At 60.6% G+C, this 16,561-nt stretch carries 10 protein-coding genes; 1 reads left to right on the top strand and 9 read right to left on the bottom strand.

All coding sequences use genetic code 11. The features are described from left to right. Position 1: 1 nt before the first annotated feature. Entirely contained in the window at positions 2-1,513 is a 1,512-nt protein-coding gene (locus tag U5K31_03530; protein ID MDZ7771797.1) for a GAF domain-containing protein, read from the bottom strand. Between the two features lie 69 nt (positions 1,514-1,582). Then, positions 1,583-3,436, bottom strand: a complete 1,854-nt coding sequence (locus U5K31_03525) for a M3 family oligoendopeptidase (GenBank protein ID MDZ7771796.1) — start codon at positions 3,434-3,436, stop codon at positions 1,583-1,585. Between the two features lie 216 nt (positions 3,437-3,652). Between U5K31_03525 and U5K31_03520 the strand changes: the two genes are divergently transcribed. After that, the gene (locus U5K31_03520) at positions 3,653-7,342 is read left to right on the top strand and encodes a multifunctional oxoglutarate decarboxylase/oxoglutarate dehydrogenase thiamine pyrophosphate-binding subunit/dihydrolipoyllysine-residue succinyltransferase subunit (GenBank protein MDZ7771795.1); all 3,690 of its coding nucleotides are present in this window, start codon (positions 3,653-3,655) and stop codon (positions 7,340-7,342) included. Here the strand turns inward: U5K31_03520 and U5K31_03515 are convergent. The 7 genes from U5K31_03515 to ftsH form a co-directional block, all read right to left on the bottom strand. Further along, complete coding sequence (locus U5K31_03515; protein ID MDZ7771794.1) at positions 7,314-7,637, bottom strand: PIN domain-containing protein; 324 nt, start codon at positions 7,635-7,637, stop codon at positions 7,314-7,316. The two genes, U5K31_03520 and U5K31_03515, sit on opposite strands and share 29 nt — an antisense overlap. Beyond that, the gene (locus U5K31_03510) at positions 7,634-7,894 is read right to left on the bottom strand and encodes a type II toxin-antitoxin system Phd/YefM family antitoxin (protein ID MDZ7771793.1); all 261 of its coding nucleotides are present in this window, start codon (positions 7,892-7,894) and stop codon (positions 7,634-7,636) included. Before U5K31_03510 ends, U5K31_03515 begins: the two co-directional genes overlap by 4 nt. Positions 7,895-7,999: 105 nt before the next feature. Next, positions 8,000-8,899 (bottom strand): GTP cyclohydrolase FolE2, encoded by a 900-nt coding sequence (folE2, locus tag U5K31_03505; protein ID MDZ7771792.1) that lies wholly within the window; start codon positions 8,897-8,899, stop codon positions 8,000-8,002. Positions 8,900-8,932: 33 nt separating this feature from the next. Continuing rightward, positions 8,933-9,379 (bottom strand): 6-carboxytetrahydropterin synthase, encoded by a 447-nt coding sequence (locus tag U5K31_03500; protein ID MDZ7771791.1) that lies wholly within the window; start codon positions 9,377-9,379, stop codon positions 8,933-8,935. Positions 9,380-9,864: 485 nt separating this feature from the next. Continuing rightward, complete coding sequence (locus tag U5K31_03495) at positions 9,865-11,208, bottom strand: hypothetical protein (GenBank protein ID MDZ7771790.1); 1,344 nt, start codon at positions 11,206-11,208, stop codon at positions 9,865-9,867. A 77-nt stretch (positions 11,209-11,285) separates the two neighbouring features. Continuing rightward, positions 11,286-14,078: a TonB-dependent receptor gene (locus U5K31_03490; GenBank protein ID MDZ7771789.1), complete on the bottom strand. Its 2,793-nt coding sequence runs from the start codon at positions 14,076-14,078 to the stop codon at positions 11,286-11,288. 236 nt (positions 14,079-14,314) lie between these two features. Next, on the bottom strand, positions 14,315-16,435 hold the full coding sequence (gene ftsH, locus U5K31_03485) for an ATP-dependent zinc metalloprotease FtsH (protein ID MDZ7771788.1): 2,121 nt from the start codon (positions 16,433-16,435) through the stop codon (positions 14,315-14,317). Between the last annotated feature and the right edge of the window lie 126 nt (positions 16,436-16,561).

Raw genomic sequence — 16,561 nt, 5'->3', positions numbered from 1 at the left:
GTCAGTCCCCCTTCCCTTCGTCTTTCGACGATACGGCGCGGGAGAGGGCGGTCTTGGCGTGGGTAAGCACCTCGTAGGAATCTTCCTGTTCGGCCTTTAGGGAGGTAAAACCCACCTGAACGCCGCTGCTCACCGATTGCCCGTTGCTAAGCTCCAGTCCCTCGTCGAGCTTCTTCTTGACCGAGGCTATCCACTGGCGGAAGGCTTCCTCGTCGGGGCTCTGTAGGAAAAAGGCGTATACGTAGTCGGCATGCGAGCCGATGTAGCCTGGCCAGCCGAATCGCGAGGGGTTGCAGGCGGCGATGAGGTCGCGTTGAAGCACCTGCAGCTCTTCCAGGCGCAGGCGCGTGCGCAACTCCGACAGCTTGGAAAGGGTGAGCAGACCGAACCAGGAGTGGTATGCGCCGTTGCGGCCGCGCAGGGCCTGCAGCTCCCCATCCACCACGATCTCCCAGAGATCGGGGAGCACCCCGCCGTATTCGTTGGCCACAATGCTTTGTCCGGGATCCGGGGTGCCCTTCCGCGCGCCCAGCTTGAGGGCGGCGAGGCGCACCAGATTGACGATCTTGTGTTTGGTCGATTCCTTGAAAATGAGCGGATTGCGGTCGTAGACCAACAGCAGACCCTGCCGGCGGTCGTCCATGAGCAGGGGCACAGCCAGGGTAGCCCCATCGGTCTGACGCTCTCTCGGGGAGAGGCGTTTGGGGTTGTTGTTGAAGTGGATGGCGAACTCCGGGCTCCCGCTCTCCAAGGCGTCGTAACCCAGGGTGCGCTGCTCCAGTGGCATGCCGAGAGGCGGGGCGTGGCGGGCGCCGTTCGATTTCATCAGGTGACACCACGAGCCCATGGCCTTCCCCACGAAACAGACGCCCCCGTCGTGCAGCAACTGCTGTATTTCGTCCATGACGGCGTGGATGAGCCGGGCGGCGTGGCCCTTGGTCTCGATGACCTTTATGCGCTCCTCGTAATCCACCCACTCCTCCTGCCGCTCGTAGAGGTCGCTGATCTCAAGGTAGGTGTTCAGCACGTTGCGCAGGGCGTTGATGTAGGCCTGCACCACCTCCCCGCTCGCCTCGGAGAGGGTGTCGGCAGACTCCAGCACGGTCAGCGCCACCGTCTCCCCGTTGTTGAGGAAGGGAAGAAGCGTGACGTGCTCCACGGGCACCTCCCCGTAGTAATGGGACAGTTGATCCTCCTCCAGCTCCTCCCCCACGCGCAGCCCCTTGGGTTGCTTGATCTCCCGCCAGGGCTCCAGGAAATGGTCCCCGAAGGCTAGCCGGTCCTGAAACATCACGTTTTCCAGATCGGTAGACTGTGTTTCCAGCACGAACTGTTCCCGCTCGCGGTTCACCCAGTATAGGGATACGGTTCGCATGCCGGTGGCGCGCCGCAGTATGAAGACCAGATCCTCGAGCACCTCCTTGAACTCCCGAAGGGATTTCTCCTGGCGCTGGGCCCCCATGATCTCCGCGTTGGATGGTTCGTTCTGGCGTGCCTGCGTGTAGGTGTCCATGTGGTCGATACTTCGGTACGTAAGCTTTTTCGTAGTTCCTGTTCCAATTATCGTTCTTCTTTCGGCAAGCTAAACCCTTTCAGCCAGCTCTTCGGCCTGTTCGACCAGCCCTTCGACGGCTTTCACCCCACGCGCCCAGAAGCCGGGACTGGTTATGTCCAGTCCCGTCCTGCCCACGATGTTCTCGGGCCAGTCCGATCCCCCCGCCTTCAGCATCTCCAGGTAGGTGTCGGCGAAGCCCTCCGGACTGCGCGTGTACTCTTCGTAGAGGGCCAGCACCAGCAGTTCTCCGAAGGCGTAGGCATAGACGTAGCCCGGAGTGTGCAGGAAGTGGGGGATATAGCACCACCAGAGGTCGTAGTTCTCTGTCAGGGTCACCGAATCGCCGTACAGGTCGATCTGGGTCTGCCGCCAGAGCTCCGAAAATTCGGCGGCGGTCAGCTCCCCGCCCTCACGGCGGCGGGTGTGCATGGCGTGCTCGAAACGGTTCATGGCCACCTGCCGGTAGACGGTGGCGATGGTGTCGTCGATCTTGCCCAGCAGCAGCGCCAGCTTATCGCGCGGCTCCTCCAGGGTGCGCATCAGCTTCTGGAAAACCAGCATCTCACCGAAAACCGAGGCGGTCTCGGCGGTGGTCAGCGGCGTGCCCGCCTGCAGCACGCCCTGCCGGCGCGCCAGGTACTGGTGCACCCCGTGTCCCAGCTCATGGGCCAGGGTCTGCACGTCACGCAGCTTGCCGTCGTAGTTCATAAACACGTAGGGATGAGCCGAGGGAACGGTGCCGGCAGAATAGGCCCCTCCCCTCTTGCCCGGCTGCATGGCCGCGTGGATCCACTCCTCTTCGAAAAAAGTGCCGGCGATGCGTCCCATTTCGGGGTGAAAACCGGTGTAGGCGTCGAGCACCATGCCGCGGGCCTCCTCCCAGTCTACCTCGCGGCGGGTTTCCAGCAGCGGGGCGTAGCGATCGTAGTCGTAGAGGGTGTCGTAGCCCAGCAGCTCCCGCTTTAGCCGGTAGTAGCGCTGCACCAGCGGGTAGCTCTCCGTAACGGTTCCGACAAGGGTCTCCACCGTTTCGTCGTCTATCTCGTTAGCCAGGTTGCGGGAGGAGATCCAGGTGTCGTAGCCGCGTAGCCGGTCGTTGGTGTGCTTGTCGGCCAGCAGGGTGTTGAAAACGAAAGTAAGGGTGCGGCTCAGCTCGCCGAAGATCTCGGTGAGGGAGGCGTGAGCACGGCGCCGAAGCTCCCGGTCGGGCTCGTGCAGCTTGCTCAGCACCTCCTGTTCGCTGAGCTCCTTCCCGTCCAGCTCGAAGCGGGCGGCCCCCAGAGTCTCGTCAAAATAACGGTTCCAGGCGCTTCGTCCGGTGACCGCCTTGGCCGAGAGAATTTTCTCCTCCTTCTCGCTGAGGGTGTGCTCCTTGTAGCGGCGGGAGGACTCCATCCAGTGGCGGTAGCCGGCCAGCTCCTCGCTCTCCATCAGCTCACGGGCACGTTCGTCGGGCACCTGCAGCCACTCCACATCCAGGAAGACCAGCTTTTGGTGCACTTCCGAGGAGAGCTCTCGGGCCTGCTGCAGGAGCTTGCCGTATTCGGAGCGGGTGGTATCGGTGGTCCAGAGCAGGTGCGCGTAGGAGCCGATGCACCCGAGGTCGTCCAGCAGCTCCTCGTAGCGCTGGAGCATGGTGTGGAAGGCGTCGGCGTCCAGCCCGCCCACCTCGCCGCGGTAGCGCCCCGCAAAGGAATCTGCCGCCTCCAAAACCGCTTTGCGGTCGGCCTCGAGCTGCGGGTCGGAAGGCCCGCCGTAGAAGGTAGAGAGGTCCCATACCACCTGCTCGGCGCCGGTCCGGCCTGACCCCTCCTCCCCGCTGCCGCGCGCGGCGTCGTTGTCGCTGTTTACCATCTGAAAATAGAGGCCCTTTTCACTCATCCTGTTACCTTAAATAATCTTCCTGCATACCTTGTTCCCCTCAACGCAGAGCCAAGTATAAGCATAAATTATCTCCTGGGCGGAATCGTATTTTACCCTTACAATGGTTAACTTTGAGATTGAACGACTCCCCCGGCGGCATCCTTTAAAACATATCATATTAAACGTTCCGCCGCAGAACATCCACCCATACCACAGACCCAAGGCCAAGCGATTTTGAAGTCCCTCGAAGCAGTTTTCGGTCCCAACTCCGCACTCGTCGAAGAACTGTACAACCAGTACCGGGAAGATCCCTCCTCTGTACCCGGCCATTGGCAGCGGTACTTCGATGAAATTGAGGGAGACAGCTCCGCCCGCGAGCTGGCAGAGGCCGCCCGGAACGGCGACGATGACAAGGCGGCGGCTGCCGATCGAACCGCCGCAGCCCCACAGGCCCCGGCGCCCGCCAAGCCCGCACCCTCCCCCGATGCCGTCCGCACGCAGCGTGACGGAAGTGAGGAGGACCTGCCCTCCGGGGCCACCCTGGAGAAGATCAAGGGCATAGGTTCCAAGATCGCCGAAAACATGGACGAGAGCCTGGAGATGCCGACGGCCACCTCGGTGCGCGTGCTCCCCATGAAGATGCTCATCGAGGACCGCGACATCATCAACAGCCACCTGCTGCAGCGCGGCGAGCCCAAGGCCTCTTTTACGCACTTCATCGCCTGGGCCATCGTGCAGGCCCTGGAGGAGTTTCCCAACATGAACAACTCCTTCCTCTGGAAAGACGGGACCCCCTACCGCGCAGTGCCGAAGCAGGTAAACCTGGGGCTGGCCATCGACGTGCAGAACAAGGACGGCTCACGCAACCTGCTGGTACCCAACATCAAGGGCGTGGACACCATGAATTTCAGGGAGTTCCTCCACGCCTACGCCGACCTGGTGGAGAAGGCCCGCTCGGGCAATCTGCAGCTGGAGGACTTCCAGGGCACCACCCTCACCCTCACCAACCCGGGCATGATCGGCACCGTGCAGTCGGTGCCGCGCCTGATGAAGAACCAGGGCACCATTATCGCCACCGGGGCCATCGACTACCCCGCCGAGTACCAGTCCATGTCGCAGGAGGTGCTCAACAAGCTGGGCATCAGCAAGGTGATGACGGTCACCTCCACCTACGACCACCGCGTCATCCAGGGTGCCGAATCGGGCTCCTTCCTCAAGAAAATCCACAGCCTGCTCAACGGCGAGGAGAACTTTTACGACCAGATCTTCTCCGACCTGGAGATTCCCTACGATCCCCTCCCCTACGGCGAGGACACCTACGTGGGACAGCTGGACGGCGGGAGCGCTTCCCTGGAACAGAACAAACGCGCCATTGCCGTAATGCGCCTCATCAATATGTACCGCACGCGGGGTCACGTGCTGGCCGACCTCGACCCGCTGAGCGACGAGCCGGGCCACAATCCCGAGCTGGAACTGGAGTACTACGGGCTCACGCTGTGGGACATGGACCGTGAGTTCTACTGCGGGGGACTGGGAGGCTACGAGAAGGCGCCCCTGCGCACCATCATCAAGCTGCTGCGCGACACCTACTGCGGAAAGATCGGTGCGGAGTTTATGCACCTGCTCGACCTGGAAGAACGCAAGTGGCTGCGCGAACGCATGGAGTCCACCGCCAACAAGCCGGACCTTGACAAGGACGACAAGGAGCAGATCGTGCACAAGCTGAACCAGGCCAAGGCCTTTGAGCAGTTCCTGCATAAAAAGTACATAGGGCACAAGCGCTTCTCCCTGGAGGGGGCCGACACCCTCATCCCCATGATGCATTTTCTGCTGGAGAACGCCGGAGACGCCGCCGTGGAAAAAATCTACATGGGCATGGCCCACCGGGGACGCCTGAACATCCTGGTGAACATCATGAACAAGCCCTACCGGAAGGTCTTCGCCGACTTCGAGGGCAACCTGGACCCTGACAGCATCCAGGGTTCCGGGGACGTAAAATACCACCTTGGCGCCCGCGGGGAACACCGCACCGGCTCTGACAAACGCGTGGAGATCGAGCTGCTGCCCAATCCCAGTCACCTCGAATCGGTGAATCCCGTAGTGGAGGGCTCTGCGCGCGCCACGCAGGACCACCTGGAGGGCGGCAACGCCCGCAACCGCATCCTGCCGGTGCTCATCCACGGCGACGCCGCCTTCAGCGGGCAGGGCGTGGTGGCCGAGACCCTCAACATGTCGCAGCTGGACGCCTACCAGACCGGGGGCACCGTGCACATCATCATCAACAACCAGATCGGCTTCACCACGCTCCCCAGGGACGGACGCTCCACGCAGTACGCCTCCGACCTGGCCAAGATGATCCTGGCCCCCATCTTCCACGTCAACGGCGACAGCCCCGAAGAGGCGGTGCACGCCATCCAGATGGCCTTCGAATACCGCCAGAAATTCGGCAAGGACGTGGTCATCGACCTGACCTGCTTCCGCAAGCACGGCCACAACGAGGGCGACGAACCCGCCTTCACCCAGCCGGGCATGTACAAGGAGATTGATAACCATCCCACCGTACGCGACATCTACACGCGTCAGCTGCTGCGCAAAGGCGAACTGACCGAGGAGCAGACCGAGGGGATCTTCGAGGAGTTCGACCAGCTGTTGCAGGAGGCCTTCGAGGATGCCAAGAACGCCTCGCCCCTGGAGGTCTCCGAGCAGATGATGAACCGCCACGAGATGACGCAGTCCGAGTGGCCGGACTACCCCGACACCACCTGCCCGGAGGAGGATCTCAAGGATATCGCCGTAAAACTGAACACGGTGCCCAAGGATTTCGACGCCAACCCCAAACTGCTCAAGCAGCTGGCCAAGCGGGCGGAAATCGTTGACAAGAACGAAAAGAAGATCGATTGGGGCTTCGCCGAGGCGCTGGCCTTCGGCTCGCTTCTGAAGAGCGGCACCACGGTGCGCCTTACCGGCCAGGATGCCGAGCGGGGCACCTTCTCCCACCGCCACGCCATCCTGCACGGTACGGAGACCGATCAGAAATTTATTCCTCTGAACAACCTGTCGGACGACCAGGCTCCCTTCTATCCCTACAACAGCCTGCTCAGCGAGTTTGCCTGCGTGGGTTTCGAGTTCGGCTACAGCGCCGCGAAGCTGGAAGCGCTGGTGATCTGGGAGGCCCAGTTCGGCGACTTCGCCAACGGCGCCCAGGTGCCTATCGACCAGTTCATTTCGGCCAGCGAGGCCAAATGGGGGCAGAAGTCGGCCCTGGTGATGACCCTCCCGCACGGCTACGAGGGACAAGGCCCCGAACACTCTTCTGCGCGACTGGAGCGCTACCTGCAGCTCTGCGCCGAAGACAACATGCAGGTGGTGAACCTGACCACGCCTGCCCAGTATTTCCACATCCTGCGCAAGCAGGCCCTGCAGGAAAACAAGAAGCCGCTGATCATCATGTCGCCGAAGAGCCTGCTGCGCCATCCCATGGCCACCTCAGCCACCGACGACCTGGCCGGCGACGGCTACCGTCCCTTCATCGGCGATCCCAAGGTGGGGCCGGAAAAGGCCGAGCGACTCGTCCTCTGCTCCGGCAAGGTCTACTACGACCTGATCAAACACCGCGAGGAGAACGAGATCGAAAACGTCGCCCTCGCACGCCTGGAGCAGTTTTATCCCTTTCCCGACCGCGACGTGAGCGCCTGGCTGGAGAGCTACTCCGGTGTGAGTGACGTGGTCTGGTGCCAGGAGGAGCCCAAAAACATGGGAGCGTGGACTTTCCTCTTCCCCCGCCTGCAGGCCAGGCTGGCTGAGGGGCAGGAGCTGCGCTATGTGGGACGGAAGGCTTCCGCCTCCCCGGCCGCAGGACATATGAAGATCCACCAGGCCGAGCAGGAGCGGCTGGTCAGTCAGGCGCTGCGTACAGGCGGGTAGTTATGGCGTTTTCCAGGGATGCGCGCAGGGAGCCCCAACACTCTGCAGTCTGTTTCGAAATAGGAAGGATTCGGTTCTGGAATCTCTTTTCAAGCTCGCCGGCCACCCACCTCCTCAGTTCTTCCTTGCGGGCCGATTCCGGCAACCGGTCGATGCCGAAGCGCAATTCACCGAAGGTAATCACACTCAGGTAGAGGTCGAATTCGTCCTGCGCGGCGAACCAGTCCCGGACTCCTGCATCAGGACGGGGCTTGATGAGCTCGGAAATGCAGCAGGTATCGATAAGATAACTCACAGTTCCACGTCGCGCCCTTCGGATGGATCGCGCTTCAGGTCCAGCTCATCGGAATATTCCCTGAGCGGTGATGTACCGAAAAAAGTAACGAGGTCTTCATTCGGGTCCTTTAATCGTTTGTAGTCTTCCATAGAAAGTACCACAGCGCTCTCTTTTCCATGCTTGGTTATGGTCTGGGGACCCTCTTCGCTTGCTTTCCTTACAAGTTCACTGAACCTGTTTTTTGCTTCCTGTACCTGCCAGCTGTGTGTTTTCATGGGTCGTTTATTATGTCTAGACTGTCTAGACAGTACGTATTTATCTCAACATGTACAAGCGCTATTGCATACGGGGACGAAGCAATAAGGACCCCTGAGGACCCTCTACCGAAGGCCGTTGGGCAGGCCCTTGCAGATGCGGCTGACCGCGTCGTGGCTGTGCAGGCTCTCCATGTGCACGCAGCGCACCACGAAGTCGCGTATCCCCTCCTCTTCGTTCAGCGCCTCGTAGAGCAGCCGGGCGGCGTCCTCCACAAATTTCTGGTAGGCGGCGTTCATCTCGGCAAAGGCCTGCTCGTCCTCGCGCTTGACCATCACCTGGGTCTCGGTCATCAGCGCGTCGCGGCAGAGCGCCACCAGCTCTTCCACGAAGAGTTCCTCCTCCAGCTCCACCGTCAGGCTGGCAACGCTGCGCTGGCTGTGGGGAATGGCGGCCACGTCGCGGTTGTCGCGGGCGTGCTCGGAAAGCTCGAAGGAGCAGGGGCAGGCGCTGGAGTATTCAAAATCGAAGTGCAGGAACTTGCGGAAGTTGCCCTCCGCGTCCAGGGTCCCCTCCATCTTAACGTCGTAGTACTGGTAGCCCTCCAGGTCGGAGCGCAGGCTCTGCTGCAGTACCGGGTAGCTGAAACCCAGACGCAGGTAGGCGCTTTGGCTATCGAGCTCCTCGCGGTAGCGATGCAGCACCCGCTCCAGCTTGTCGGGGTGAAATACCTCGTCGCGGAATTCGTAGAAGGTGCGGATGATGCGGCTCATATTGATGCCCTTCTTGCCGGCGCCCAGGCCGACATAGCCGTCCACGGAAGTCTCCAGGCTGACAAGCTCGCCGTCCGGGCGGGGATATTTCAGGGGCAGTCGGAAATTGGAGATGCCCACCTGCTGTATGGGGACGTTGGCCCCCTCGATGAGCGAGGCGGGGCCGTTCTGCAGGTCCGGCAGACTCTCCTTGTACTCCTCCGAGACGGTGAAGGTGGGATCGTAGTATCTCTTGAGCGTGCTCGTAATCATGCGGTCAGGATCGTTCTGCTGCAACGTTTAAAGTTACGTGGGAAATTCCTTTTTCAAAAGGAAGGGACAATAATAGGCCGAATTTCGTTCGGTTTCCTGCAGGTGCACCTTGTAGAGGAAACCGTCGGCGGAGCTGGCACGCGCGACAGGTTCTCGCAGTTCCTCGTAGATGGCTTTAACCATGTTTTCGGTGGAGGGAATCACATCCTCCAGGAAATCGACATCCATGTTGAGGTTTTTGTGGTCGCATTTGTCCACCACGCGCTCTCTGAGTATCCCTTTGAGGACCGCCAGATCGATGACATATCCGGTCTCCCGGTCGGGGGTGCCGGCCACGGTCACCTCCAGCACGTAGTTGTGCCCATGCCAGTGCTCGTGGTTGCACTTGCCGTAGGTCTTCCGGTTCCAAGCGTCCGACTTGGAGGGGTTGTGAAGCCGGTGGGCGGCATTGAAATGGGCTTTGCGTGTAACAAATACCACGGCGGGGATTCTCTGTGTTTGGTTATGCGGTCCGCACGGAATAACACGGCCTGGCCCCTATTGGTTCCTGCACGGCCGGTACCTCAGGCGGTCCGTGAAGCTTTCGTTTATCGCCCTGGGGGCGCCTGGAAAGGCCGTCTGGGGAGGTCGCCTGGGGAGGTCGTCTATTGAAGCCGCCCGGGGATGTCCCCCATCGCTCCGAAATCGACTCCCCATTTTTGTGATTTTTTCACACGGTCGCGCGGAGCCAACCGCCTTTAAAAGCAGCAATAGCCATAGGAACATACCTGTGGTGAGAATTTTTCACAAATTTCGAGGTACCTTTTTGAGACCTATTGGGAGGCATACCCTTCCGGACCCATGCGGTATCACAGGCGGCACCAAAGGCCAAAAGCCAAAAAAAGAGGGCCTCCCGAATCAACGGAAGGCCCCCTGTGATCAGCACACCTCACACATTACATGTGAGACGTATGTAGGAGTCAGCCTTATTGAAAGCGTACCCAGGTGGCGTCGGCCCAGTTATCGGTACCGAAGGCACCGCGATAGGTCACCTGGTCAAAGAAACCGTCGTTGGGGATGTCGGCGGCGCCCCCAAGGGCGGGCGAGCCGGCCTGCAGGGAGAAGTCGAAGCCGGCGGGATCCACAAACTGCGGATTCACCTGCTCGATTCCCAGCTGGTTGTAGTAAGGGAGCCCGGTGCCGTCGTCGGCATTGTTCCAACTGATGTTGCCCCCGAACGATAGGGTCTGTCCCACATTCCCGTCGGTTCCGTCGCCCTCGTCCACGTAGATGGGATAGCCGGTGGCTTTCTGGAAGTTGGCGATGACGATGTTCTTGTACTCTCCTTCGATGCTCTCGCGCAGGTAGAGTCCGTAGGTGTTCTCCCCGTTGTCCTGGCCGTTGCCGTAGATGGTCACGTTGTAGATCTGCGGAGCGGTGGCGCCGTTGCCCCCGTCGCAGTCGGCCTGGTCGTCGCAGCCGTCGTTTTCGAATCCACGGTTGGAGGGGGTCGTCTGCACGCCCAGCCAGAACTGTCCGCGTCCGGTCCAGCCCTGGTCGTAGTCAAAGCTGTCGTCGGCGGCCCCCACGGCCACCAGGTATTTGATGTCCACCGTGCCCCCGAAGAGCTCCACGCCGTCGTCGACGGTCTGGAAGAGGCTGATGTGGTCAACCTGGGTGCCGCTGCCCACCGAGTAGAGGGTGAGCGCCTGCAGCTCGGAGCCGTCGGAGATGCTGTACCCCGAATACTCGATGCGTACGTAGCTGAGCGTTCCGCTGTCGTCGCCGTCCCTGAAGGTTTCGCCGTCGTTCAGGTCGACGCCGTACTGCACGCCCTGGCCGAGTCCCTCGATCTCGCCGAAGCCTCCGGGCACGTTGTTGCTCGCCTCGCCGGCCAGGATGATGCCGCCCCAGCTGGCCACCTGCTTGCGATCGGAGGTAAAGACGATGGGATTGTTCGCCGTACCTTCCGCCACCAGTCGACCGCTTGGACGGTCTTCCCTAAAGTTATCGTCGTCGCCGGGCAGGGTGATGATGGTGCCCACGTTGGCGTTCACATTATTGTGGTAGGTAAAGGTGACGGTGACACCCTCCTCGACCGTTAGGGTCACGCCGGGCAGCACGTAGCGGGGACCGGTGAGGGTGGTGTCGTTGGACCAGGTTTCGTCTTCGGCGATGGGTTCACCGGGAAGGTCCTCGTAAAGAGCGGGAATCTCCGCTCCCTCGTCGGGGGGGTCGACGGTGGGGTCGTCATCGTCGGAGCAGCCCGCGAGGAGGAGCATCGACGGCAGCAGCAGAATGGCAAGTAGCTTGGTGAAGGTAGATTTCATGGTAAATGTAGATGTTATTTATGAGTGGTTGGTGTTGTTTGGTGCGTTTCGTTGTTCAGAAAGCATTAAGCCTGCGGCTACAGCGAGAGCCTGGCTCCCAGCTTGAAGGTCATGCCTGGGCTGTAGCTAAAGGTGGTGGCCGGTCCCTGACGGTAGACCGTGTCGTCGTTCAGCAGGTTGCCCGCCTCCAGGCTGAGTCCCACGCGTCCCAGGCGGTAATCCACCCGCGCGCCCAGGCTGTGGAAGGGCTGCTCGTACTCGTCGTACTGCTGTTCCCTCTTGCCTACGGTGACGATGCGTTCGCCGAAGGTGTTGTAGCTGAGCGACAGGTCCATATTCCATCTCGGGATGGTGTAGAAGGCCGAGGCGTTTATCACGAAGGGCGACTGCCCCACCATGGGACGCTTCAGGTTGGGCACGCGGCTGGCGGCTTCGGGATTCATGCGCGACTCGGAAAAAATCCAGGAGAAATTGCCCACCAGCTGCAGCCGTTCCGTCACGTTTTTACGGCCTTCCAGCTCGATGCCGTAGAGATCAGCTTCCGGGGCGTTGTCATAGAACACCTCGTTGGCGTCGGTCAGGCGATAGAAAATCTCGATGGGGTTTTTGAACTGCTTGTAAAAGACGCTGACGGCAAACATCTCACCCGCCTTCGGGTAGGTCTCCAGGCGCAAATCGTAGTTGGTGATGCGAGTCCGCTTGAGATCGGGGTTGCCGTAGACCCTCTGACCGCCGAAGAAGTCAGCAAAATTAAAATTGGCAATCTCGCGGAATTCCGGCCGCGCCAGGGTACGCGAATAGGCCGCGCGCAGATTGGTTTCGGCGGACAGTTCCCATGTGGCGTTGATGGCCGGAAGGAAATCGGTGTTGGCCACCTCGGCAGCCTCCACGTAATCGCCGCCCAGCGACTCGGGCACCTCGATGGTCTGCACGGATTGTTCCACCCGTGCCCCAATCTCCAGGCTCAGACGGTCAACAGGGTTCCAGCCGGTGCTTGCAAAACCTGCGAAGATGGTCTGGAAACCGTCATACCAGTCAGACTGTTTCACACCGAACTGGGTGAATTCGACCAGTTCCAGCACGCCGCTGCCCACGTTGGCGTCGTCGAGCACCTCGCCCGGCGATAGGGTGGACATGTCGGTTATAAATGGCGCCACGTTGTCACGATAGGCAAAGCGGCGGGCGGTGAATCGGCGGTCCTTGACGGTGGCACTCAGGCCCATCGAAACCTCTACAAAATCGGCCGGATCGAAGCGGTACTTCAGCTCCCCGGCGTAGTTGTGATCCTCCTGATCGGAAAAGAAGTGCCCGTTGTAGTCGCCATAGGCGCGGAAACGGTACGTCTGGCCGGTCAGGTTGTAGCGGGTCGTGCGCCGGTCGGGACGAACGCGCAGGGCGCGGCTGTAACTGAGGCTTCCCGTCAGACGCGAGGAGAGAAAGTCGTCAAAGTAGGTGTCCACCTCCAGGGCGGTGGAGAAGATGTTGCGGCGGTCGAATTCCGAGACGGTCAGCCGGTTCACCCCGTTCTGATAGGGTCCCTCGATCACCTTGCTGCTCTTGGTGGTGGAGTTCGAGTAGAGGGTCTTCAGCCCGATCTTGGTCAGCGGGGATGGCTTCATGAAAAGGTTCAGCATGGCGCTGAGGTCGGCCTCCTCGCGTCCCTCGTTCACCTGGTAGTTTGTGCGGTAGTTGGGTCCCAGTTCGTTGAAAAACTGGATGAAGCGCGAAGTCTGGTCCGGCCGCATATCCCGGTTGTATTTGTAGCTGAGGTTGCTCACCATTCCTATGGGGAGGGCGTCTTCGTTGAACTGGTTGGCGTAGTCCACGCTGAAACTCTGCGAGGGCACGGCGTGGCGGCTGTTGCTGAGGTTCCACTCGTCGTGCAGGGCTTCGGCCACCTGCGGGGCGATGTCGTCGCTCACCCGCTGATTATTCAAAATGGAGGGCAGGCTGCGCTTGCCGCTGTCGAATCCCAGGAAGTCGGTGGAGCTGCCGGGACCCGAGAGCATATGGTCGAAGGCGGAGACGGTATTGTAGCTGGTTGAATAGCCGAAGGTGAGGCTGCGCGCATCAGGGAACTCCCGCGTGGTGATCTGCACCGAACCGCCCGAAAACTCAGCGCTCTGGTCAGGCGTGTAGGTCTTCTGGACGACAATGTTATCAATGAGTCCGCTGCCGAAAAGATCGAGGGGCGCCTCCTTTTTATTGGGATTGGTGGAGGGCACCTGCGCGCCGTTGAGCTGCACGTTGCTGTAGCGGTTGCCCAGCCCGCGCACAAAGACGTCCTGCCCATTCTGAATGGTTACGCCCGTCACGCGCTTCATAGCTTCGGAGACGTCGCCGTCACCCGTCTTGGAGAGCATCTCCGAGGAGATCCCGTCCTGCACGGCGGTGGCCTTTTTCTGCAGGGAGAGCAGCCCGGCATCGCTGCTGCTGTTTACCTCGGCGGTGACGGTGATCTCATCCAGCCCGTAGGTCTGCTGCTGCAAGGCCACGTTGACCGTGGTCACTTCGCCGTCGTTTACCTTGATGCCCGTAATGGTCTTGCGGGTGTGGGTCACGTAGGAGACCTGCAGGGCATAGATGCCCGGCTGCAGTCCGGAAATGGTGTATCTCCCGTTGATGTCCGTCGCGTCGCCGCGGGTAGTGCCCACTATACCGACGTTGGCGCTTATGATGGTTTCGCCGGTCTCGGCGTCCACCACCCTGCCGGTGATCTTGCCGGTCTGGACAGCGGCCTGTGCGCCATTTACGATGGATTGAGCTTGGGCGGTGGAATCCTGGGCCCGGATTTCGCTTGAGAAAAGGAACAGGACAGCGAGGCATATCGCTGCCGGCTTGCTGATCGTGGTTTTGGTAAGGGTAATCACGGTATGTGTGCTGATAAGTTGCGGTTGGCGGTTGACTCCTGTTCAACACACCAAGCATAGCACACGCAGGTTGCGATACGGTTATCTCAGCTTTACCCTTCTGTTAGGAAAGGATGAAGCCCATGTTAGGCCCATGTTACCGCAGTGTTACGAAGGGCGCAGGCGCCGCGGGGGGACCGGCGGGGAAAGGCGGGCCGGTGTCCCTTGAAAGGCTTCTGTGGAGGGGAGTAGGGGAATCAGCTGGCGGACTCGCCCGATACTGATTTATCGCCGCCTTCGGTACTTTCGGTCTCGGAAGCGGATTCCTCTTCGGGGCCGCTGTTCGGAGAGGCGGTCGTCTTCTCTCCCTCCTGCCGGCCGGCCGTTTCGGGAGCGGTATCAGATTTGCCGTTCACCTGGCGCTTCTCGTCTTTGAAGATGCCTTCGGGGTACTTGCCCTCGGGCTGGTCGCCCAGCAGATCGCGCAGGTCGTTGTGGTCCAGCACCTCCTTCTCCAGGAGGGTCTGCGCCATATGTTCCAGATTCTCCTTCTGTTCGGTCAGCAGCGCCTTGGTGCGCTCGTAGTTGCGTCGGATGATGTCGTTGACGGCCTGGTCGATGCGCTCGGCGGTCTTCTCCGAATACTTCTTGTTGAAGCCGTAGCTGTTATCGGGATTCTGGGTGTCTTTCAGGGAGATGTAGCCCAGCTCCTCGCTCATGCCGTACTCGGCCACCATGGCAAAGGCCATATTGGTGATGCGCTCCAGATCGTTCTGGGCACCTGTAGAGATGCGCCCGAAGATGATCTCCTCGGCGATGCGTCCCCCGAGCAGCGCGCAGATCTTGTCGTTGAGCTCCTCGGTGGTCATCAGGAAGCGGTCCTCCAGCGGCGTCTGCAGGGTATATCCCAGGGCCGCGAGCCCGCGGGGCACGATACTCACCTTCAGCACCGGATCGGTGTGCTCGAGGTACCATCCCACGATGGCGTGGCCCGACTCGTGGTAGGCCACGATCTTGCGCTCGTGCGGACTGATGAGCTTGTTTTTCTTCTCCAGGCCGGCGATGACGCGTTCGATGGAGTCCTGGAAATCGTCCATCTCCACCTGCTCCTTGTCGCGTCGTGCGGCCATCAGAGCGGCCTCGTTGCAGAGGTTGGCCAGCTCGGCCCCGGCGAAACCCGGGGTCTGGGAGGCAAGCAGCTTCAGGTCGATGTCCGTAGACATCTTGATGTTGCGGGTGTGCACCTTAAGCACCTCCACGCGGCCGCGCAGGTCGGGCTTGTCAATGAGGATCTGCCGATCGAAGCGCCCGGGACGCAGCAGCGCCGAGTCTAGTACGTCGGGGCGGTTGGTGGCCGCCATGATAATGACCCCCTTGTCGGTGTTGAAGCCGTCCATCTCGCTGAGGAGCTGGTTGAGGGTGTTCTCACGCTCGTCGTTGGAACCCATCATCATGCCCCGTCCGCGGCTGCGTCCGATGGCGTCAATCTCGTCAATGAAAATGATGCAAGGCGCCTTCTCCTTGGCCTGCTTGAAGAGGTCGCGCACGCGCGCCGCGCCCACCCCCACAAACATCTCCACGAAGTCGGAACCGCTGAGGCTGAAGAAGGGTACGTCAGCCTCCCCGGCCGTTGCCTTAGCCAGCAACGTCTTGCCCGTGCCCGGGGGACCCACCAGCAGCACACCCTTGGGGAGCGTTCCCCCCAGCTTGGTGAACTTCTTGGGATTCCTGAGGAACTCCACCACCTCCTCCACTTCGGCCTTGGCCTCCTGCAGGCCGGCCACGTCCTTGAAGGAAACCTTGTTATCGGCCTGCTTGTCGTATAACGAGGCTTTGTTCTTGCCGATATTCAGCACCTGCTGGCCGGGGTTCATGCGGCGGAAGATATAGATCCAGAAAGCGATAGCCAGCCCAATGAGTATGAGCCAAATGAGAATGCCGTTGAACCAGCTCTCTTCGATGCGCACGTCATAGACCACCTCGTGCTCGTCGAGCAAGGGTCGTATATCATCGCCCTCCAGCATGGTGCTGGTGAAGGTATTGCCCTCCGAGCCGCCGCCCAGCGGCCACGGGTTTTCATCGGGCGGGGGAGGCGTGACAATTCCCTCCTCAACGGCTTTGGCGCTGTAATCACCTGTAATCTCCGTGCCGTTGCGGATGGTGATCTGGGAGATGTAGCCCTCTTCCACGTACTCCAGGAAGGTGCTGTACTTGATGCGGTTGTCGCCATCGGGACTGATAAACCAGAACTGGAAGGCCAGCAGCGCCAGGAAGAGCACCACATAAATCCAGATCGGAAAGCGGGAGGAATTGTCCCCGCCCTTCTTGGAGTCCCCTTTTTTGGGCGTACGGTTGGGGAATTTGTTCGAATCAGACATCGCGTATAGAGAGCATGAATATTAAGGCCGATAGTACCAATATACGGCAAAATTGATAGAACTGCGCAGCCGCCGGGAGGCCCTTGCGCCCGGCGTGTTGCTCCTTCGGGGAGCCGGAAGGCCTAC

It is taken from the genome of Balneolaceae bacterium (assembly GCA_034521445.1).
Taxonomy (GTDB): Bacteria; Bacteroidota; Rhodothermia; order Balneolales; family Balneolaceae; genus JAXHMM01.
The sequence above is the reverse complement of the archived record's forward strand: the minus strand, read 5'-3'. Positions and strand labels throughout refer to the sequence as shown.

Coding starts and splice junctions, on each gene's coding strand:
- U5K31_03530 (MDZ7771797.1), bottom strand. CDS start 1,513: ATGGACACCTACACGCAGGCACGCCAGAACGAACCATCCAACGCGGAG.
- U5K31_03525 (MDZ7771796.1), bottom strand. CDS start 3,436: ATGAGTGAAAAGGGCCTCTATTTTCAGATGGTAAACAGCGACAACGAC.
- U5K31_03510 (MDZ7771793.1), bottom strand. CDS start 7,894: ATGAAAACACACAGCTGGCAGGTACAGGAAGCAAAAAACAGGTTCAGT.
- folE2 (MDZ7771792.1), bottom strand. CDS start 8,899: ATGATTACGAGCACGCTCAAGAGATACTACGATCCCACCTTCACCGTC.
- U5K31_03495 (MDZ7771790.1), bottom strand. CDS start 11,208: ATGAAATCTACCTTCACCAAGCTACTTGCCATTCTGCTGCTGCCGTCG.
- ftsH (MDZ7771788.1), bottom strand. CDS start 16,435: ATGTCTGATTCGAACAAATTCCCCAACCGTACGCCCAAAAAAGGGGAC.